The sequence below is a fragment of the Hassallia byssoidea VB512170 genome, assembly GCF_000817785.2.
Classification (GTDB): domain Bacteria; phylum Cyanobacteriota; class Cyanobacteriia; order Cyanobacteriales; family Nostocaceae; genus Hassallia; species Hassallia carrinoi.
On sequence record NZ_JTCM02000011.1, the window covers coordinates 1 to 20,722 of the forward strand.

General features: G+C 43.1%; 23 protein-coding genes and 1 pseudogene. 5 read left to right on the top strand and 19 right to left on the bottom strand.

Features of this window, described 5'->3' with window-relative positions; genetic code table 11:
• Positions 1-281: 281 nt before the first annotated feature.
• Both PI95_RS35105 and PI95_RS35110 read right to left on the bottom strand, forming a co-directional pair.
• A complete protein-coding gene (locus PI95_RS35105) occupies positions 282-653 on the bottom strand; it encodes an NADPH-dependent F420 reductase (protein ID WP_201280342.1) in 372 nt (123 codons plus the stop codon).
• Entirely contained in the window at positions 571-918 is a 348-nt protein-coding gene (locus PI95_RS35110; protein WP_052325895.1) for an NADPH-dependent F420 reductase, read from the bottom strand. The genes PI95_RS35105 and PI95_RS35110 overlap by 83 nt, the downstream gene beginning before the upstream one ends.
• 607 nt (positions 919-1,525) lie before the next feature.
• Here PI95_RS35110 and PI95_RS07745 point away from each other — a divergent pair.
• A complete protein-coding gene (locus tag PI95_RS07745) occupies positions 1,526-2,491 on the top strand; it encodes an orange carotenoid protein N-terminal domain-containing protein (RefSeq protein ID WP_039754599.1) in 966 nt (321 codons plus the stop codon).
• Between the two features lie 34 nt (positions 2,492-2,525).
• On the opposite strand, the gene PI95_RS35115 is transcribed toward PI95_RS07745, so the two are convergent.
• Positions 2,526-2,963, bottom strand: a complete 438-nt coding sequence (locus tag PI95_RS35115; protein WP_201280343.1) for a hypothetical protein — start codon at positions 2,961-2,963, stop codon at positions 2,526-2,528.
• Positions 2,956-3,663, bottom strand: coding sequence for a HEAT repeat domain-containing protein (locus PI95_RS35120; RefSeq protein ID WP_201280344.1), 708 nt, complete (start codon positions 3,661-3,663; stop codon positions 2,956-2,958). Before PI95_RS35120 ends, PI95_RS35115 begins: the two co-directional genes overlap by 8 nt.
• A 117-nt stretch (positions 3,664-3,780) precedes the next feature.
• On the opposite strand from PI95_RS35120, the gene PI95_RS07755 reads away from it, so the two are divergent.
• The 3 genes from PI95_RS07755 (at position 3,781) to PI95_RS07765 (ending at position 6,451) form a co-directional block, all read left to right on the top strand.
• Positions 3,781-4,437, top strand: coding sequence for an iron-sulfur binding domain-containing protein (locus PI95_RS07755; protein ID WP_039754601.1), 657 nt, complete (start codon positions 3,781-3,783; stop codon positions 4,435-4,437).
• Between the two features lie 169 nt (positions 4,438-4,606).
• The gene (locus PI95_RS07760) at positions 4,607-5,227 is read left to right on the top strand and encodes a hypothetical protein (protein ID WP_039754603.1); all 621 of its coding nucleotides are present in this window, start codon (positions 4,607-4,609) and stop codon (positions 5,225-5,227) included.
• Positions 5,228-5,320: 93 nt separating this feature from the next.
• Positions 5,321-6,451, top strand: coding sequence for a tetratricopeptide repeat protein (locus PI95_RS07765; RefSeq protein ID WP_039754605.1), 1,131 nt, complete (start codon positions 5,321-5,323; stop codon positions 6,449-6,451).
• A gap of 95 nt (positions 6,452-6,546) precedes the next feature.
• On the opposite strand, the gene PI95_RS07770 is transcribed toward PI95_RS07765, so the two are convergent.
• From PI95_RS07770 to PI95_RS07810, 9 genes and pseudogenes are all read right to left on the bottom strand, one after another.
• Positions 6,547-7,302, bottom strand: a complete 756-nt coding sequence (locus tag PI95_RS07770) for a peptidase (protein WP_052325933.1) — start codon at positions 7,300-7,302, stop codon at positions 6,547-6,549.
• A gap of 112 nt (positions 7,303-7,414) precedes the next feature.
• On the bottom strand, positions 7,415-7,648 hold the full coding sequence (gene secG / locus PI95_RS07775; RefSeq protein WP_029635452.1) for a preprotein translocase subunit SecG: 234 nt from the start codon (positions 7,646-7,648) through the stop codon (positions 7,415-7,417).
• 144 nt (positions 7,649-7,792) lie between these two features.
• Positions 7,793-9,391 (bottom strand): 2,3-bisphosphoglycerate-independent phosphoglycerate mutase, encoded by a 1,599-nt coding sequence (gene gpmI / locus PI95_RS07780; RefSeq protein ID WP_039754606.1) that lies wholly within the window; start codon positions 9,389-9,391, stop codon positions 7,793-7,795.
• Positions 9,392-9,816: 425 nt separating this feature from the next.
• The gene (locus PI95_RS07785; protein WP_039754608.1) at positions 9,817-11,511 is read right to left on the bottom strand and encodes an ABC-F family ATP-binding cassette domain-containing protein; all 1,695 of its coding nucleotides are present in this window, start codon (positions 11,509-11,511) and stop codon (positions 9,817-9,819) included.
• A gap of 125 nt (positions 11,512-11,636) precedes the next feature.
• Positions 11,637-11,825: a hypothetical protein gene (locus tag PI95_RS07790; protein ID WP_052325896.1), complete on the bottom strand. Its 189-nt coding sequence runs from the start codon at positions 11,823-11,825 to the stop codon at positions 11,637-11,639.
• Between the two features lie 66 nt (positions 11,826-11,891).
• Positions 11,892-12,719 carry an Rpn family recombination-promoting nuclease/putative transposase gene (locus PI95_RS07795; protein WP_039754609.1) on the bottom strand — a complete coding sequence of 276 codons (828 nt, stop codon included), beginning with the start codon at positions 12,717-12,719 and terminating at the stop codon, positions 11,892-11,894.
• 98 nt (positions 12,720-12,817) lie between these two features.
• A pseudogene (locus PI95_RS07800) lies at positions 12,818-15,505 on the bottom strand (DNA methyltransferase).
• 202 nt (positions 15,506-15,707) lie between these two features.
• Positions 15,708-16,070 (bottom strand): helix-turn-helix domain-containing protein, encoded by a 363-nt coding sequence (locus PI95_RS07805; protein ID WP_039754610.1) that lies wholly within the window; start codon positions 16,068-16,070, stop codon positions 15,708-15,710.
• 78 nt (positions 16,071-16,148) lie between these two features.
• Positions 16,149-16,511: a helix-turn-helix domain-containing protein gene (locus PI95_RS07810; protein ID WP_039754611.1), complete on the bottom strand. Its 363-nt coding sequence runs from the start codon at positions 16,509-16,511 to the stop codon at positions 16,149-16,151.
• A 221-nt stretch (positions 16,512-16,732) separates the two neighbouring features.
• Here PI95_RS07810 and PI95_RS07815 point away from each other — a divergent pair, with 221 nt between their 5' ends.
• Positions 16,733-17,203, top strand: coding sequence for a hypothetical protein (locus PI95_RS07815; protein WP_039754613.1), 471 nt, complete (start codon positions 16,733-16,735; stop codon positions 17,201-17,203).
• 58 nt (positions 17,204-17,261) lie between these two features.
• Here PI95_RS07815 and prfA read toward each other — a convergent pair whose 3' ends face one another.
• The 6 genes from prfA to truA form a co-directional block, all read right to left on the bottom strand.
• Positions 17,262-18,362, bottom strand: a complete 1,101-nt coding sequence (gene prfA / locus PI95_RS07820; protein WP_039754615.1) for a peptide chain release factor 1 — start codon at positions 18,360-18,362, stop codon at positions 17,262-17,264.
• Positions 18,363-18,464: 102 nt separating this feature from the next.
• Positions 18,465-18,713 carry a 50S ribosomal protein L31 gene (gene rpmE, locus PI95_RS07825; protein WP_039754617.1) on the bottom strand — a complete coding sequence of 83 codons (249 nt, stop codon included), beginning with the start codon at positions 18,711-18,713 and terminating at the stop codon, positions 18,465-18,467.
• Positions 18,706-18,894, bottom strand: coding sequence for an alpha/beta hydrolase (locus PI95_RS07830; protein ID WP_201280359.1), 189 nt, complete (start codon positions 18,892-18,894; stop codon positions 18,706-18,708). Before PI95_RS07830 ends, rpmE begins: the two co-directional genes overlap by 8 nt.
• Before the next feature lie 18 nt (positions 18,895-18,912).
• Positions 18,913-19,329: a 30S ribosomal protein S9 gene (gene rpsI, locus PI95_RS07835; RefSeq protein ID WP_039754619.1), complete on the bottom strand. Its 417-nt coding sequence runs from the start codon at positions 19,327-19,329 to the stop codon at positions 18,913-18,915.
• Complete coding sequence (gene rplM, locus PI95_RS07840; protein ID WP_039754621.1) at positions 19,329-19,790, bottom strand: 50S ribosomal protein L13; 462 nt, start codon at positions 19,788-19,790, stop codon at positions 19,329-19,331. The genes rpsI and rplM overlap by 1 nt, the downstream gene beginning before the upstream one ends.
• Positions 19,791-19,862: 72 nt before the next feature.
• Positions 19,863-20,690: a tRNA pseudouridine(38-40) synthase TruA gene (truA, locus tag PI95_RS07845; RefSeq protein ID WP_039754623.1), complete on the bottom strand. Its 828-nt coding sequence runs from the start codon at positions 20,688-20,690 to the stop codon at positions 19,863-19,865.
• Positions 20,691-20,722: the final 32 nt, after the last annotated feature.

Here is a 20,722-nt window from a genome sequence, read left to right on the forward strand (position 1 = left end):
ATCGCCTTATGTGGACAGCCTTGTTTTGTAGATCCTCGATCCCCCACGACATTTTTGATTGAAGGCTGTCCACATTTGTCTAGGGAAGGATTCGCCCGACGCCCACAAAGCAAATAACTCATTTTCACAAATCCAAATATTATTTTGGTTCACCCCCTGCTAGCCTTGCTTGTTTGAGTTGGGCTGCTGTGACATTGACAAAAATTACAGGTCGATTCAGTCTTTTCGCTACTTTTTCTGCGACTTGGTTAAATGCGATCGCTTTATCTCCTAGTTACCTTCTACTTGCGCCGAACCAAAGTAAAACCAAAATCGCGCCCCTGTCCGTAAGCGTGAGCAAGTTTGATCCAAAGCAAGCCTAATGGTTCTAGAAGTCTGGCAGAGTCAAGCGAACCTGCATCAATTGCTTCAAATCCTATTTCTTCAGTCAGTTTGAGTACAGTAGACTTGCCGTCTTCATCGTCGCCACAAACAAACATTACCGTTTTCCGATTTTCTACGGTTGGGTTTGCCATATTTTCCCAACCAGTTTGATTGAAAGCTTTATATACTTTTGCACCTTTCGCCCACTCAGCAACTTGTTCGGCACCAGAAGTTGTTAAACCGATGGTTAAAGTGGAAAAGTATAGCTGAAAGTGGGTTTGTGCAATCAATCACAATCTTATTTGTCAGGTTGCCGCATTCCTCAATTACCTGCTGAGTTACCTGCCAAGGTGTTGCTAAAACTACTACATCAGCATCGGGAACAGCTTCAGTAACACTACTAGCACTGGCGTTGCTACCAATATCTTTGATTAAAGCTTGGGTTTTATCTGCTGTCGGATTTTTTACTCCGAAACATACCTGATGATTATTATTTGCCCAGGTTTTACCAAGAGTACCGCCTACATTTCCTGCACCCAAAATTGCAATTTTCATTATGACGAAAGCTTAAAACTAAAGACAAAGCAAAGGATGCTCCCATGAAAATTTTATACTTTATCCTCTTTGGAGGAGACGCTCATAGCGTTCACACTTAATACTTTAATGGCTATCCGAATATTTTGACTATATATGTAGGCGATCGCGATGCATGTCGAAAAGTAACGCCTCATCCACCTTGGTCAGTTCAGTAAAACCTATACATTAGATATGTAATATGAGCGATAAGCAAGTTTTGTCACTAATTCGTAAAAAAACTTTACAAAAGTTTATTAACTTTGATAAACTTACTTACGTGACCAAACCTCCCTTGAGGAAACCTTCGTGACTGTGAGCAGTTACGTTGTTGAAAAGCTTTGGTTGAACCGCAACGAGCGTTATTTAACCAAAGCTTGGAAGACAGTCTCTCTCCTTTCTTGATTAACCACGAAAAAAATAGAACACCTGCAAAGGTGATGGTTTTTTCTGTCTGGCTTTTAGGACGCTAAAAGTCTCGATTGGAGTTGACTTTGCGTTTATTGCCACTCTCTGTTGAAAAGAAGATTCGCTTTTTTTGAATGAATGCTTATCAGCTAATTAACAAATAAGATTGGAGATTGCGAACATGGCTTTAAGTATCGAGTCCGCTCAAAATATTTTCTCTAACACTCAAGTTCCTAGCCCAATTCCAGCTACCATCGCGCTATTCGATCAACTCAGCGTTGACGATCAACTAGCTTATCTGTGGTATGCTTACACGGAAATGGGTAAGACAATTACTCCCGCAGCTCCGGGAGCAGCACGCTTGCAACTAGCGGAAGGTTTGCTCAACCAAATTAAGCAGATGTCTAAAGAAGAGCAAACCCAAGTCATGCGGGAACTTGCTAACCGTGCTGACACTCCAATTAGCCGTTCTTACGGGTTTTTCAGTGTAAACACCAAGCTGGCTTTTTGGTATGAGTTAGGCGAGTTGATGAAACAAGGCATTGTCGCTCCGATCCCCAGTGGCTACCAAATGTCTCCTGGTGTGCAAGTAGTGTTAGAAGCTACCAAGAAGCTTGATGCAGGTCAGCAAATTACAGTACTGCGTAACACCGTAGTAGACATGGGATTTGATACATCTGCTCTTGGTCCAAGTAGTTCCAAACCTGCTGCGGAACCCGCGTTTAAACGTAGCGCTCCTCCTGTTACTTCAGTCAAGATTGAAGGTATCACAGAACCTGCTGTACTGGGCTACATCGAAGCGATGAACGCAGATAAATTTGATGCGGCGATCGCTTTATTTACTCCCGACGGTGCGCTGCAACCCCCATTCCAAAAGCCGATAGTCGGTCATGAGGCGATCGCTAAATACATGCGCGAAGAAGCCCAAGGACTGAACATGATGCCAAAGCAAGGTATCAGCGAAGTTCTACCAGATGGTTCTAAGCAACTGAAAATCACAGGTGTGGTACAAACTCCTTGGTTTGGCGTCACCGTGGGTATGAATATTGCTTGGCGGTTCTTAATCAATCCCCAAGGTAAGATTTTCTTTGTGGCGATCGATATGCTAGCATCTCCCCAAGAACTCATGAACCTACGTCCTGTTTAGAAATGTAGTAGGGTGCGTTACACGTTAACGCACCTTATCTGTCATATTCGAGTTTTTCACCATTGAGAAATCCGATCAATTTTTCCCTTACAACTGAACCTTGGCTTCCTAATTTCTCTAAAATTCCACCCATATAGCGAACATTTGATGTCAGGGTAGTTTCATCATCTGCGATCGCTGTGAGAAGAAATTGCTGAACGTCTGTTAATTCATTAATTGTTGTCCCTTCTGGGATTGTTTTCCCACAGAAAACCAACTCTAGCAAATCATCCAAGCCGTAGGGAAGTTCCTCTATTTGTTGTGTAAGTACCGGGATAATCCGTGCCATCTGCTGGTCGTTTAGACGGCTGAAAAAGTCGATAATTAACAAGTGGTGGGCTGTTAGCATTGGGCTATCGTAATGTTCGCATAGCTTGCTTAATAAGTATGGCTTTTTAATTTTGTTAATCAATATCTCTAAAGCTTCAAGCATACATATGTTCAGAAGCTATATAAGCGAGAGTTATTGCGGCAGAAAGTTTGACGATATCGCTTTCGTTTGATTTCAAAACCTGTTCAAAGAATGCTATTTGTACGGGCGTACTTTTGCTGAGAAATGCCAGACACAAAGATATCGTTGCTTTGACTAGTTCATCTGGTTCGCAGCTAAATCGTGCATACAGTTTGGTGCAAATCCTGGCAGCTTCAGACTTGCAACAAGAAAGGGTATAAGCCGCTGCAATTCTTACCTGAGGCGATTCATGTTCGAGCAAATCAAAATAAATATTAACACCTTTGTAGACTGCCTGATAAGTGGCACGCACCCCTTCTAGTTCCTCTTGCATCTGCTGTTGAAATTCAAGTGTATTCCGCTTATCTTCATAAATGGATAAATTTTGGTGGGCATCACAGAATGAGCTTCCCGTACCCAGGTGTACTAAGTCGAGCAGGATATTTTCTAACAATTCTGCTTCTGGCTCTTGTTGGAGTCGCTCAATCAAAAATGGTACAGCGAAAGATGCTGACCAAGACAAAGTTCCCTGATGCCAAATCATATCAAATAAATCTGTTAATGCCTCTTTACGGGCTTCAAAGTCATAGGAAGCTAGGCTTTGGATAACACCTAACATATTCTTATCAATGTCTGGGGCATCTATCCTATTCCATTCAATATTATTAAAGTTTTCCTCCACAGGCTATTCCCTCAATTCAATTGCGATCGCATTGCCATTTTGGCTTGTCTGGCTAGATTCGTCTATAAACGAACTTTTGGGTTATAGTGCGATCGCACTCTTAGGAGGGCGTATTTCATGCATCTCGCTCAAGCCAAACTCAAATGGTTTCGCCGGAAGGTGCAAGCTTGGGCAAAGCTGCACAAAAGACAGTTTCCTTGGCGTAATACTAAAGATCCCTATGCCATTTTGGTCGCAGAATTCCTGCTGCAAAAAACTAATGCGCCTTTAGTTGCTCCGTTGTACCAAGCGTTTATGGAGCGATATCCGACAATAAGCACTCTAGCTGATGCCCCAACCGAAGAAGTAGCCAAGTTATTACAGCCTTTAGGTCTTTGCTTTAGAGCCGAAAGACTGCATCAATCAGCACAACTGCTTGTTAAAGAATATGCAGGGAAAATCCCCAACAAAGAAACGCAGTTGCTCCTCCTGCCAGGTGTCGGTAAGTACATAGCCAGGTCTGTTTGTGCCAATGCCTTTGGACAGCCAAAAGCTGTAATTGATACCAACGTCGCTCGCATCTTAGAGCGGTTCTTTGGATTGCAGGGCGGTCGGGTAAAGTCGCGCTGTCGAATACTTTGGTCAGCTGCGGAACAAGTAGCTCCCCAGACAAAAGTTAGTGCGTGGAATTTGGGACTTTTTGATTTTGGGGCAGCAGTCTGTACCCCGAAAAATCCGCGTTGCATTGAGTGTCCGTTACGACAGCAATGTGATTATTTTGCTAAACAGTCTTGAGATTTTCCGCTAAAAACTTAGTTTTGCAGGAAATTTCCAACTTGGATAAAATCCAGCAACTTTTAACTTTTCAGTTAAAATCGGTAGGATGCCGTACTCTCGCTTATATCGCACCTTACCTGTTGATAAGCACCGACAATACGGTTAGTTAACGAGCGATCGCGCTAAAATGACTTTTGCATTTGAAATCATATCTGCTCATCAGATACATCGCCATCCAGGTGAATCTTATTACCGTCACTGGACTTTTTTCATTGGTAAGCTGCTCGGTGGAAGCATAAAAGTTAGTGACCGTATTGCTATACCTTCCCATGATGATAAGCTTTTGGCAACAACTGTTCTTGGATTTGAACTAATTACTGCTATTCCATCAAAAGTTGAAAAGCTTTTAATGACACTTGATCTTGGTGAGCGTGACGATCTACCAAGTTTACTTAAGCGCAGACGCAAACTGTGGCTGAACCAATGTTCAACAAAAGAAGTAAAAGCCTATCAACTAACCCAACCTTTTGTAATTGTCACATGGGCACCAGCTTATAGAGAAGCTGACATTCTCTTAGGCAGCGTTGCAACAGGATGTTCGCAACAAATGTACCAAAGTCTAATTATTGAGATGTTGCAGCGTGAGCCAGAATGCCTTTTACATTGTACAGATTGTGCAAAGCCGTTATCTGAAATTTCTGAAGCTATTCCCTATCTTCAGCAACTGCTGACTCATCCAAATATAAAATTAGTCAGTCGTGCTATCAAAGTCTTAAGTCGAAAAGGTCTTTACCCAAAATTTTATTAATAAATATTTAATGTATCTCTGTCGCACATCTATGCTTATCCTACGTCGCTTGCAGTACGGTAATATTATAGGTATTTAACAGAGTCGATGCCTATGAACGACGAGACACAGGCAACCGCCACAACTTTATTTGAAGAAGGCGTTCGACTGTTTGAAGCACGCGAGTTTGCCGCAGCGATCGCTCCTTTAAGTGCAGCACTCAAGCTTGACCCAAACTATATTGATGCTTGGTGCTGTCGCGCATTGGTTTTTGGACACTTAAAGCGTTACGCGGAGTCCATTGAGGATTTTAATCGCGCTCTTGCCCTCAATCCTAAAGACCATACTGCCTTATACAATCGCAGTTTGGCTTTGGCTGAATGGGACAAACATAAAGAAGCATTAGAAAGTTACGATCGACTGCTTTTATTGTACCCGTATGATTACGCAGCTTGGGATTCTAAAGGTAACTCTTTAACGTTATTAGGACGACATACAGAAGCGCTGAATGCTTATGAGCGATCGCTCGAATTTAACCCCAGCTATTATAAATCTTTTACCAACCGGGGTAATGCTTTAGTCAGTTTGAAACGCTTTAAAGCAGCGATTCGCAGTTACGATCAAGCAATTAGCATTCAGCCTGACGATCCGACTGTGTGGTTCAATCGAGGGTGTGCTTTTATGAGTTGGGAAAAGCCAGAAGAAGCGATTTCTAGCTTTGACAAAGCACTGGAAATAGATCCAAAATACGCACCTGCTTTGAATAATAAAGGAAATATGCTCGGTCAGCTTCAGCAAGATGAAGAAGCATTAATTTGCTACAATCAAGCAACTGAAATTGATCCGCAGGATACCCATGCATGGAATAATCGGGGTATTACGTTGCGACGATTAGGAAAAAGCTCATATGCGATCGCATCTTACGACAAAGCAATTGAAGCCGATCCAAACAACTATGAAGCGTGGGATAATCGCGGTTATGCCCTCGCCAAACTTGGTAAACTTAGCGAAGCTCACGCTAGCATTGACCGTTCCCTACAAATTAAACCCGACCACGTAAACGGCATATATAACAAAGGTTACTGTTATGCATGTCAAAAAAAGACAACTTTGGCTGTGAATCACATCGCCCAAGCGATTAAGATGAATCCTACCAGATATTTACCTACTGCAAAAACCGATACAGATTTAGATAGTTTACGAAAAAATAAGCGTTTTCAGGCAATTTTGCAAGGTAAATTTTAATTATAAATTTGGCGTTGCAGTCCTATTAATATGAAATTCCTAATTCTTGGTAGAGACGTTCGGTCCGGAACGTCTCTACGATAAAAATGCTATAATTACCATCCCAAACTAGTGGGCTGTTCGTAAACGCGCTTCAAAGTATTCACATCTCTCGCAGAAATGGGCGGCGGATTGCGAACTTGCGAAAAGTATAAAGCATCACTCTGCATCGGACTATGACCCCAAATTCCCAGCGCGTGACCGAATTCGTGGCGGGCGGCTGCGGTAAGATAATTACCAGTTTGGCTAGGACTCAGCAATATCGTGAAGCGGTGAGATAAAACTTTATCCTTGCTGGTGTAGAACTCGTAAGTGGTTAGTGCCGATCGCGCACGCGGAATGTTGCTATTAGGCGACTTTTGCAGAGGTGGGGCTTTTCGCACAATTGTAATATTAGCAACTTCCGGTTGTTCTACTACCTCTAAGGGCAAATAAACATTCCACTCTTGCACTGCTTGCAAAACAGTATTAACCCATGCTTGAGCCTGTTCGCTGCTAATTTGTTTCGGTGTTTCTACGTAAACCTTAACAGGAAACTGTGACCAAATTAAATAACCTACTTCAGTTAATTTAACTTCAGAAAAGTAGTCACCGCTGTTGGTGCTGTCTTTCCACTGTAGCAGCGTCGGCGGTAGGGGATGAGGTCTTGGGGAAGTAGGGGGGAGAGGAGTTTTTGTTAAGATGCCATTTTCTGCAAGGGTGGGGTTGTTTTGGAAGTTAGTAAAAATGACTAACAGCCCTGTGCTAATAGCTAAGGCAAGGACTGTAATTAAACGTAAAATATTCTTCGTAGTGAGCGGTTTACCGCTCATATCTCCGCTTTGAAGGGCTTCAGCCCTTACTACGAACTTCCGTTTATTTATGCCCATCGACTTATACTTTTTCGAGTTTTGGGCATAGGGCGTTAAGTTATTCTCCTCATCCTTATTTAGGCAGCCAACCAGCGCTTAAAACTACGGTTAAGCCGAGGAAAATTACCGTAAGTGTCCAGGTAACTCGGTTGAGTGTGGTTTCTGCACTTTTGGTGCTGCTAAACAATTGAGCTTGTCCGCCAATGGCAGCAACACCATCGCCTTTCGGACTATGCAGTAATACTAAAACAATCAAACCAACGGCAGAAAATGCCCAGATGCCTTGCACGATATTAGTAACGGTCATGGTAGGAATTTAATGAGTTAGGTAGAGACGTTCCGGACCGAACGTCTGTACGAAAGGCGCGGTAGAGACGTTCGGTCCGAACGTCTGTAGTCAAGTTAAAAAATTATTAATTCTTAACTCATCACTCATGAAGGACTAACTTTTTTACAGTCCAACTGGTGCGGGAGTGCGTTTAAATTGCACTTCATACTCAGCATTTTGGAGTAGCGATCGCCCTGTCATTTCTGGTGGAATCGGCAGCTGTAAAATCTCCAGAATTGTTGGGGCAATGTCGGCTAGCTTGCCATCGCTTCGCAAGCTGACATTTGTACCATGTCCGGGGATTTTTGCGCCTTCTCCTTCTAGCAGAATTAAGGGGACTGGATTGGTGGTGTGAGCTGTCCAAGGATTGCCCGCATCATCTAGCATATGCTCGGCGTTGCCGTGGTCGGCGGTAATAATTGCTGTACCTCCGGCTTTGCTAATGCTTTCTAGAAGGCGTCCCAAACATCGGTCAACGGTTTCCAATGCTTTAATCGTAGCGTCTATTTGACCAGTATGCCCTACCATGTCTGGGTTGGCATAATTAATTACAATTAGCGAGTAAATTTTCTTTTCGATGGCAGCGATCGCTACCTCTGTTAATGGTGCTGCTGACATCGCCGGTGCTTTGTCGTAAGTCGCTACCATTGGACTGCTGACCAGTTCCCGGTCTTCTCCGGGAAAAGGTTCTTCCAAGCCGCCGTTGAAGAAGTAGGTGACGTGAGCGTATTTTTCGGTTTCCGAGGTGCGAAACTGTTTTAAATCATGATTGGCAATTACTTCCCCCAGAATATTACTGAGATTCTGAGGTTCAAAGGCTACAGCAACTGGTAATTCTGGATCGTATTGAGTAAAGGTAGCAAACGACAGCGGCGCGATTTGCTGTCTTTCAAAGCCGTTAAAATGAGGATTGACAAAAGCTTGCGTCAATTGTCTGGCGCGATCGGGGCGGAAGTTGAAAAATATCACTCCATCGCCTTCAGCTACTGCACCGGGAGCAATGCGTGTTGGTAAAATGAATTCGTCGGTAACACCTTCTTTGTAAGATGCTTGTATGACTTCTACGGCATTACGACCACAAGCAACGCCATCTTGTGTCATGACATCATAGGCGCGTTTGACTCGATCCCAACGGCGATCGCGATCCATTGCGTAATAGCGACCGCTGAGGGTGGCTATACGTCCAACACCGATGCGGTCAATGTAATTTTGTAGCAACCCGATTGCTTGTACACCTTCTTTTGGTGTGGTATCACGACCGTCGGTGATGGCGTGGATGCAAATTTCCGAAAGTCCTTGACATGCGGCTAAGCCAAGTAATCCAAACAAATGCGACAGGTGCGAGTGTACCCCACCCTCGGAACAAAGCCCGACTATATGCAGCTTGCCATTTCGATTACGGACTTCCTGGCAAATTTTGACCAGTGCGGGGTTGCGTTGGATCGAACCGTCTTCGACCGCATCTGAGATGCGGACTAATTCTTGCGGTACAACTCGCCCAGCGCCGATATTCAAATGACCAACTTCTGAGTTGCCCATTTGACCCTCTGGCAATCCCACGGCTTTTCCGGATGTGCGGATGAGGGTATGCGGATAAGCTGCCCATAAGCTTTGCATTACGGGAGTTTTAGCAGCGGCGATCGCGTTTCCTCGTGTTTCCTCGCAGTAGCCCCATCCGTCTAAAATGACAAGCACCACGGGAGCAACAGGTGCCTTGGTCATAATAAATTGCCCTTTACTTTTTGTAATACCCGAATGATACCACTGCTACTCACCGCTGCAAGTGAATTTGTGCTTATTAAGTTTATTTATGACAAAATTACCATTTTTTTACATATTTTTAAATTTGAATAACTTTTACTGAATTTTTGTGCTAATGGATAATAGTTGGTTGGAGCGTTGTTGGGCATTGGGTTTTTTGAAGAGGGGAAAAGGGTAAAGGGTCCGGGTGAAAGGGAAATGAATCGGGGGAAAATTTCCGTAATTTTAGACATTTTTACTAATTTTAAACAACTCTGCCCCTTTCACGGCAGGTGCTACAACAGGACTCCACCCCCGCAACGCACTGCCTCCCCTTTCCCCTTTCCCCTTTCCCCCTCTTTAAAATCCCCATGCCCCATGCCCCATGCCCCATGCCCCACTATCCCTCATTTCCTTTTGCCGCCGGCTTTTGCAGCTTTGGCGGCTTTTTTGGCGGCTTTTTCAGCGGCGATCGCTTCTAATCTTGCTTGTTCTTTTTCTTCGGCAATTTTATCCAAATAGTAATGATAATCCCCTAGATAGACGCGGAATTCGCCATCGCGGATTTCCACGATTTTATTTGCTACCTGAGAAATAAAATAACGGTCGTGAGAAACAACAATTACAGTGCCATCATAATTTTGAATTGCTTCTTCCAGCATTTCTTTTGCTGGGATATCAAGATGGTTTGTCGGCTCATCTAAAATGAGTAAATTTGCGGGACGTAAAAGCATTTTCGCTAATGCTAAACGCGCTTTTTCTCCCCCACTTAATGCAGCCACAGATTTCAACACTGTGTCCCCAGAAAATAAAAAGCGTCCCAACAGCGTGCGGACTTCTTCATTTTTCCAGTCGGGAACTTCATCATGGATGGTTTCCATGACGGTTTTCTTTAAATCTAAAGCTTCGGCTTGATTTTGCTCGAAGTAACCGGGAATAACGTTGTGATCGCCTAAGTGAACAGTACCTTCTGTAGGTTTTTCACTACCCGTAATCAAACGCAATAGAGTAGATTTACCTGCACCGTTGGGACCGAGAAAAGCAATGCGATCGCCTCTTTCAATTAAAAGATTTGCGCCCAGAAAGAGAATTTTATCATCATAGGTGTGGGTTAAATCTTTAATTTCCACTACTTCGCGTCCGCTGCGGGGTGCGGGAGGAAAGCGGAAGTGCAAAGTTCTGACACCAGCTACAGGTGCTTCAATGCGTTCGATTTTTTCAAGTTGTTTTTCCCGGCTTTTTGCTTGGGTACTGCGGGTAGCACTAGCGCGGAATCTGTCAACAAACGTTTGCTGTTTTTCTAGTTCTTTCTGCTGACGTTCGTAAGCATTAAGTTGCGCTTGTTGACTTTCGGCTTTTTGTAGGAGGTAAGCCGAGTAGTTGCCGAGGTAATAACTAGAGACACCCCGTTCTGTTTCCACAATTTGGGTGCAGAGGCGATCTAAAAATTCCCGGTCATGAGATACTATTACCATCGGGGTAGTCAGCCCTTTGAGGTAAGTTTCTAACCATTCGATGGTTTCTAAGTCTAGATGGTTTGTAGGTTCATCCAGCAGCAATAAGTCGGGTTTTTGCAGCAAGATTTTACCCAAACTCATCCGCATTTGCCAACCGCCACTGAAAGCACTTACTAGGCGATCGCTATCACCGCCATCAAAACCCATTTCTGGCAGAATTTTGTCAATTTTTGCCTCTAATCCATAGCCATCAAGTGCTTCAAACTGCCTTTGGAGACGATCCATTTTGTCGATCAGTTTGTTTAACTGGTCTGGAGTTGCCGTTTCCATTTCCCGATGCACCTGTGACAAAGCTTCATTAACTTTGTTTGCTTCGACAAAGGCACGCCAAAATTCTTCTTTAACAGTACGGCTGGGGTCTACTTCAAATTCTTGGTTGAGGTAAGCTATGTGTAAGCTAGCCGGACGAATAATTTCGCCAGCGGTGGGTTCGATTTCGCCGGCGATGATTTTCAATTGGGTAGATTTTCCGGCACCGTTGACACCCACCAAGCCGATGCGATCGCCAACTTTGACTTCCCAGTTGACATCTTTGAGAATTTCGCCTGTAGGGTAAATTTTACTGATATGTTCAAGTCGCAGCATGAGAGTGTCTCTAGGGTAGGGAGGGTGGTACAGAGGCGCAGAAGCTCACGCCGTGTCCAAATATTAACAAAATTTAACTACATATTTCGTATTAATTCTTGGCATAAAGAGAAGATTTTCAAAGGCTACTGCGCTGCTTGCGTTACCTCTTCAATACTCAAGCCTAAGCATAAAGCTATCTGCTCTAAACTAAATCCTAATGCCAGAAGGCGGCGTACAGCGCTTGAATAAACTTCGCGTTTCCCTTCTTCTCTACCTTGTTCCTTACCTTCAAACAAAGGCTTCCTGATAAAATCTGGTTTGCTTGAACTCACTTATACTAAACATTGTCTGTATTTCCTCCTGAAGCTTGTTGTCAAATTAGGATTTCAACTATTGCCTTACTCGTTTGAAGACTGTTGTTGTGCCATTTGTCTTACTTCCTCAACATTTAGACTTAAGCCTTGTGCTATCTGCTCTAAACTAAGTCCCAATGCCAAAAATTGGCGTACAGCGTTTAAAGTAGCTTCGCGTTTGCCTTCTTCTCTACCTTCTTCTCTGCCTTCAAGCTTGCCTTCTGCAAAGGCATCCTGATAAAATCTGGTTTGCTTGCCTTCAGTTAAACTAAACATAGCCTCTATTTCCTCCCTACTCATCCTTGGAAATTTGTAAACCAAGATTGTCTCTATTAATTGTAATAATTGCCCCTGCATAATTTCATCGTCTACATCTTGGGTTACTCTGTCTATTAACTCCCTTGCTTGTCCAATTGCTGTATCTTCAGCTTCAATAACTAATTTGACGCTTGCAATGCCAATTGGTAGCGATGTAGCTTCGCCTAATTCATCTAGATAAATGCGACTGACTCGCTGACTGCTGAAGAACTCGCGGTAATGTTTTATATCTCCTGTGTCTGTGCTTTGAGTTGGGTATACAACCACAGCACGCCAATCGTTTTCCGGCTTGTTTTGACGAAGATATAAACATATTTCTGCAAACAGTCGAGAGTAAATTTCTGAGTCTGGCTGAAATTGTACTTCAACAAAGTAAACTGGGTTTTCCTCTGTTTGGGTAGGAAGAAAAACTCCATCAATTCTAAATGCTGTTTGTTTAACTTCAACTGATGAAAATTGATACAAATCAGCTTCTTCTGGAGGTTCACCGATGAGTTCAAAGAAGATGCTGGGGAATTCTTGAAATAAGCGAAAAAAGATGCTGTCGGTTTTCACGATAAAGTTATTTAATATATTGCATAATGTTGAGGTTTAAGTTTTAAACGCAGAGGTACGCTAAGTTAAGCGCGGAGGTACGCTGAGGTTATTGTGATTTAATTGGGTGCCCAACAACCTATAATCGTTTTACCTTCTTTTTCTTTCTCAGCTAACTCTAAATTCAATTCCAGCAGCTTCTCTAAAATATTGTCACTAGAATTAAAACCATAAGTTTGCATCATCAGTTTATCAAGCTGTTCATGCAGTTTATAAAGCTGGCTAGCTGGCTCATTAAAAAACTTGTTATATAGTGTCGTAATTCCCCATTGTTTTGCTTCCATTTGTTGAGTGCGATATTGATGAAGTTCTTCAGCTTTAGCGCGAATTTGATTAACTAATTTAGCGTCAGGTGTTTGGGGAAAAGGGAAAGTTTCAAAGCAGGTGTTGTGAGTATAGCGAGTATCACCTTTTAAAGTTGAACTTGTAGCTCTAACCCAAAGACGATGAACTTTAGATGTGAGAATACCGAGAATATAGAAGTCATCTGATGTAACTATTTTGGCTGTATTTCCTGGAAGCCATTCCGGAGGACAAAAAATAAAAATTGACCATTTAGATACTTCCGGAACGGCAAAATAACATGATAGAAAAGCAAGAGCCTTCCTCATTGCTGGTCTTTTTTCACCATATTTCCACCAATTAGTTTTGGTTACTTCTCTACGATTTTTATCCCGTTCTGGCTTAACATTAGATTTAACATGTTTAAAAGGTAGTGAATAATTACTAGCTTCTTCAATACTCATATCATTAAAATCAATAATCCAACGCTCCGGTATACCATTAGGATTATTAGCTAGCTTTTCACCCGTTGAATAAAGTTTGAGAATCTGTTGATTTTTTAAATCAGCTTTTATCCAATCTTTAACCTGTTGTTCAGTAACTATAAATCCTCCACCTACAGGAATAACACCCTGAAAACATTTATTGACATTTGCTTTTAATCTAACAGCCGGCGAAACATCAATTGTCGCTTTTAGTGAAGAACTTATTCTTGAAACTAGCTCATTATCTAAATAATATTTTTCCGGCTTTTCCTTACTCAAATTAACAATACTAACATGAACTTTAGCTTCACCCGACCAAGGTTGTGTAGAAACAGCTTCGTGAATATAACCATCATTTTGAGTTATATAATCTAAAGCAGCAATTCTACTTTTGCCTTGACTAACTGAATTAGTCCCAACTAATCCGGCTCTACCTTTTTCGTCAATGTAATTATGAGCTAACCGAAACCAATAAGCACAAAAATCTACAGAATCTTTGACATCTGGAAAACGTTGAAAAACCTTATCTATATATTCATCACCTAAAGCTATTCTCATGTGCTTTCCACCCAAAAAAGGCGGATTACCTATAATTACATCCGCTTTCTGCCATTCACTAAAAAGCGCATCCTGACAAACAATATTATTATCCAAAGTATCCAAAGGCAAAGCCGGTTCAGTCAACTTTAAATTATCAATTGCAATCTTCCGCGCAATCATCAAAGTTACCCGCGCTAACTCCACCGCAAACGGATTTGTATCCATACCATAAAATTGTTGTGGTGTTACAAAACCCATTTGCATTTGCTCATTAGCAGACTTACGACGCTGGGAAATCTTATCTAACAAAAGCATTTCAATTCGCTTTAATTCCTGATATGCCATGTAGAGAAAATTCCCCGAACCACAAGCCGGATCTAACACCCGATAACTTTGCAGTTCCAATTGCAAAGCCGAAAGTTCTGCAATAGTCGTTGCTGCTTCAATTCTTTCTTCCCAATATCTACTAATAGTTGGACGGACAATTTTCATAATGTCCGCTTCTGAAGTAAAGTGAATTCCGCGTGCATGACGCTCTTTTTTATCCACCGTCCCTTCAAATAAATTGCCGAAAATCGCCGGACGAACTTTACTCCAATCTTCCCGCGCTGATACATCCAAAAAATTCAATTATTCTCGCGTCAAATCAATTCCATGAATCAACGAAAATAAACCGCCGTTCAAATAATCTACGCCTTTATAACGTCCCGCTGGCGTAATTACTGGCTGATTCATTTCCCGAAATAAACCACCCAAAACATCGTCATAACTTGCCCTTTTTATGCAATCCTGAATACAGGAAATAAACATATCACGGGGTAATAATTGTCTATCTTCAGCAAACATTGCTAGCACGCATTGCAAAATAAACCGCTGCGCTGTCAACTTCTCAATTTTGCGCTTTTCCAACTCCAGCAGCAATTCACCCATGCGGCGTGCGGCGCGTTCTGTGACCACTACCTGATTATTTCTAAATACAGGTGTTTTTTACCCTAATTCCATAAATGCAAAGGCTCCTGCCCTTTCTGGCAGTTGCTCCAGGGGAATTACATCTACAGGTGTATCTAGTTGGATATCAAAGTCAAAAATCCAGAATTCGTCAAAATTGCACAACAAAACATAACGCGGGCGATTTGGTACTAACCGCGTCCAATAATCAAACGCTTGAGAATAATGCTTACTTAAATCTTCCCCGCGCTTCTTCATCTCAATCAATACGCGGGGTTTCCACACCAAATCAGCAAAGCCGATTTTACCTTTCTTGCTGCCTTTTTTTATCGCTTCTTCGTAACTCGCTCCCGCTTCTAGCGCTCCCTCATGTCCAAACGCTCGAAAAAACCGATCTAGAAAGGTTTGCGCTTCTTTTCTTTCTTCGCCTTTGATGTGTTGCTTACAAAAATTAACAAATTTGTCGAGACTCTGAGGTGTGGCTGCTACCATTTTGGATTTTTGATGCTTGCTTGGGGAATAATCAGTATTTTCAACTATTCCTTTGTGATAAATTCATCAATCCAAATGGTATTTTATATTTGGTAAATTTGCACTTTCTCTCCCTCCCTCAAGCGCTTTAGCCTGGGGCGTACTCTTCTAGGGTGTCGGGCAGAATTGTATTGAGATGGGCGATCGCTCTTCACTTCAAAATTCAACTAACTTTCGCTTCATCACCCGCAGACTCAGCAACAGCAGCCAATCTCGCAGCAGCAGCTTGAACTATCTGAGCCACTTGAGACAAAGGCATGTGATTGATTTGTCTTAAAATCACAGTCAAATCTGAAGTTTCTGGTACTGCCCTGCCTTCCAAACAACAGAGTAACTCTTCCAACGTATACCCTGCACGAGTTGCTATCTGAGCCAGATTTTCAGTATCTGGAACCTTCACACCCTTTTCCCACATTTGAACAGCAGTAGCAGAAACTCCCAAAAGCTTGCCAAAAGCTCTTTGACTCATTGAACCACGAGCTAATTTAATGATTTCAATTAGTTTTTCTCTGCTTTCTATGTTCACTGCTGATGTAGCTACTCAACTGTACTTATAAGGAAGACTGTGTGCGTCTATGCCCTTTGAGTTATTCATCATTCTAACTCAACTTGCTTTTACTTCGTTTTGCAAAGACTCAGTAGCAGTAACCATTCGTTCCACTGCTGCTTGAGCGATTATCGCCACTTCAGACAAAGGCATTACCTTTATTTGTTTAACTATGTTATTCACATCTGAGGTTGCTGATGTTGGTTTGACACCCAAATAATTCAGCAGTTCCTCCATCGTGTAACCTGCTCTATCTGCTATTTGAGCTAAATTATGCGTATCTGGGATAGACTCGCCCTTCTCCCACAACTGTACAGCAGTAGCAGAAACACCCAGAAGTTTACCAAATCCTCGTTGACTCATGGAGCCACGAGCCATTTTCACTACTGAAATCAGTTTCTTTCTCGCCTCTAAATCCACTGCTGTAGTATTTCTTCCACTAATCTATATATTTTACTTTCTCGCCCAAAAATATTTTGCTTGGGCATTTACAAGTTTGCTTGCCAATGGTAAACTAAAACTAGAATTGTAATTTTAAAGTTTGCCTGCAAGTCAATCCTGAAAAGATAACCAGACTAATTCATTTTAGCCTGAAAAATATTAATAGTGAGCTTGCGGTCAAATAACAGGGAGGGTGCATCATGGTTAGTTGGACACGCAAGAAAACACAATATCGCCGCAAAGGTCAAAGTTTAATAGCCGCTAATAAAATTAAACCACAATTGTGGCACATTTCGTCAGCCGAAGCAAAAGAAGCACTCATAGCCCAAGGTGAGCGTGTCCAGAAAATCAAGAAAATCCACTGCCTAAAGCATCAAGTGTGTATTTCTTACTGGAATGAGCAAGGGGGTGTATGCAGCAGCTTTTTCAGCTACCGGATTTTTGCGCGTTGGCAAAATGAAGTAGAAAAGCTAATTTATACCTGTCCTACAGTGAAGGAATGGACAAAATTACAACGCATCATGCGGTATGAATTCGCTTATTACAATTATGGACGAGAAATTGTAGATGCACTTGACACCGCATTAGAAAACCGCCTGTGTGTCTTGAAAGCAACATCACTACAAGCGGTTGAAAGTGGGGAGTGGGGAGTGGTGAGTGGGGAGTGGTGAATTTTAATTTTCTTTACTCCCTACTCCGTACTCCCTACTCCCTACTCCCTACTCCTAATTAATTGCTAGCGCCAGAAGTGGCGAGTTCTGCTAACCTTTCTTGCTGGTCTTGAGAGATACAAGATTGAATTAGTGGCTCTAAATCGCCTTCCAAGACGGGGTTAAGCGAATAGTTTTGACCAAGACGGTGGTCAGTGGCGCGGTTATCTTTGTAGTTGTAGGTGCGAATTTTTTCAGAACGCGAACCTGTACCAACTTGCGATCGCCTCATCGAAGTTACTTCTTCTTGTTGTTCGCGCAACTTGATTTCATACAACTTCGCCCGCAGAATTTGCATAGCCCGTTCTTTGTTTTGTAACTGGCTGCGTTCTTCGGTACAGAAAATCCGAATTCCGGTAGGTTTGTGCATCAAGTCAACCGCAGTTTCCACCTTGTTGACGTTTTGTCCACCAGCACCACCAGAACGAGCTGTAGTCATTTCAATATCCTTCGGGTCGATGTGAATTTCTACATCATCCACCTCTGGCATAATCGCCACAGTCGCTGTAGAAGTGTGAACTCGTCCCCCAGCTTCGGTTGCCGGCACACGCTGCACGCGATGCACTCCAGCTTCAAACTTCAGCTTGCTGTAAACGCTATCACCCTGAATTTCCAGAATCACTTCTTTGAAGCCGCCCATCTCACCGAGAGACTCACTTACCAGCTTCACTCTCCAACTCTGACTATCAGCATAGCGCGAATACATCCGCAGCAAATCCCCTGCCCAGATACTAGCTTCATCGCCACCAGTACCGGCGCGAATTTCCAACATGATGTTTTTATCATCATTCGGGTCACGGGGTAACAGCAACACCTTCAAGCGAGTTTCTAAATATTCGATTTTCTGCTCAAGTTCATCGACTTCCAGTGCTGCCATTTCTTGCATTTCTGGATCGCTACTTGCTTCTTTGTAAACTTGACGTGCTCCTGTCAAGTCTTCAGTAGCAGTTTTCCAAGTTTCATAAGTATTTACCACCTCTTCTAAAGAAGAGCGTGACTTGGCGATTTTTTGATACTCATCCGGATTTTTGGCAGTATCCGGATCGGCAAGCCGACGGGTTAATTCATTAAAAGTTTGTTCAACGGATTTTAATTTCTCCAGCAGGTATGATTCAGCCATGACGAATGCTCGCGCTCCTTTAAATAACAAATTGGCTTAGGAAAAAAGACAATCGACCCCGAAAAGTACAGGGTCGTCGTAAACACTGCCCAAGCCTTTTTGCTACTTTTTCTTTTTGCCGCCTGCGCCTTCTTCGCCTGACGATGAGGACATACCGTACTTGCGAAGGAAGCGTTCTACTCGACCTTCGGTGTCAATCATCTTCTGGGTGCCGGTATAGAATGGGTGGTTTCCAGACCAAACATCTACGTGCAATTCTGGCTTGGTTGAGCCAATAGTCATTACAACTTGACCGTTGCAGTAAACTTTCGCTTCTGGATACCACTGGGGATGAATATCAGATTTAGCCATTTTCCTTTCGTGGTGAATCTATATAAATTATAACTGGGGACGGGTAATGGGTAATGGGGAATGGGTAATGGGGAATGGGTAATGGGTAATGGGTAATGGGTAATGGGTAAAAATGCACATCACTATTACCAATTACCAATTCCCAATTACCAATGCCCAATGCCCCATGCCCAATGCCCAATGCCCAATGCCCAATCGCTTATCGTTTCGAGTACTGAGGTGCTTTGCGGGCTTTGTGCAAGCCGTATTTTTTCCGCTCTTTCGCCCGTGGGTCGCGGGTGAGGTAGCCTTCGGTTTTCAAAGGTGGGCGGTTTTCTGGGTCTAGCTGACATAGCGCACGAGCGACTCCTAAGCGAACAGAGTCCGCTTGTCCGGTTAAGCCGCCACCTTCAGCTTTCACTAAAATGTCATATTCGTTTTCCAGTCCCAAAGTTTCTAGGGGTGCTTTGATGACTCCTAGGTAGTTGGCGTTGAATTGGAAGTATAAATCTCCAGGTTTGCCATTCACGGTCATCTGACCGGTACCTGGAACTAGGCGTACCCGTGCGACTGCGGATTTACGGCGACCAGTACCCCAGTAAACGGCGCGACCGCTGTTGGTGTCTACTGCTTGCATTAGTTTTCGGCTCCAGGAATTGTATTAATTTGTAGTTCTTTCGGTTGTTGCGCTGCGTGGGGATGATCTGCACCAGCGTAAACTTTCAGTTTGGTAAATAACTGCTTCCCTAGGCTGTTTTTCGGTAGCATACCTTTGACGGCGTGTTCGATAATCCGTTCTGGTATGCGGTCTTGCAGCTTGGCGAAGGTTTCGGTTTTCATTCCACCGGGACGACCGGAGTGGCGACGGTAGACTTTTTGAGTACGTTTTTTGCCTGTGACTGTGACTTTCTCAGCATTGACGACAATGACGAAGCCGCCTGTGTCCATGTGAGGGGTATATTCTGGTTTATTTTTGCCGCGCAAAATCATGGCGATTTCGGTGGCGAGGCGACCTAAGCGTTTGTCGGTGGCGTCTACTACGTACCACTCACGCTCAATCGTTGCTACGGGAGGAAGGTAGGTTTTGTTTGTTGTCATTTGTTAATTGTCCTTTGTCATTTATCAAGAGTCAAAAGTCAAAAGTCATTACTAATAACCAATGATTAATGACTAATGACTAAAAACTAATTTTGGTAAGGTGTCGTACCAAACTTCTTGGGGAAAGGGAAAATCTGGATAGCCGACTCGCAACAAGCATAATCCTTGGGCGGGTGCGGCATATTTTACTTTTTCCCGGTGTTGATATGTCCAGATTTCTGTAAAGTTAGAAAGCGATCGCTCTTGTGAACCTACTTCTACCAGCATTCCTACCAACAGCCGCACCATGCCATACAAAAATCCATCTGCCTGAATTTCAATATGAAGAAATGATCCCGATCGATAACACTCCGCTGCTTGCACTTCTACCCAGGAATGCTTGCGCTTTGAACCCGCACGGTGAAAAGCAGCTAAATGATGCTTTCCCATCAAAGGTTTAAGGGCAGCCTGAATTAAAGCTTCATCCAGGGGTGCATAATAATAATGCCAACTAAAGGGTTTAACGAACAAGTTCGGTCGGTCTTCGGTGTAAAGTGTGTAGCGATACCGTCGATAAGCTGCACTAAAGCGAGCGTGCCAACTGTTACTTACACCTGCCGAAGCCCGAATCAATATATCTTTGGGCAGATAGCTATTAAGAACTGTTGCCCACTTTTCGGCGGGAATTCTACCTGTGGCATCAAAATGGGCTACTTGAGCTGCCGCGTGAACTCCGGCGTCGGTTCGCCCTGCGCCGTGTAGTGTCACATGATACCCCAGTATAACTGAGATAGCTTTTTCTATCTCTTCTTGCACGGTGCGCTGTTGTAGTTGCCGTTGCCACCCATGAAAATGAGTGCCCAGGTATTGAATTACTAGGGCTACTCTATAAGTTGGTGTAGGGTGGTGGCTTTCTAACATACGGATTTGGTCAAAAGTCAATTGTCAAAAGT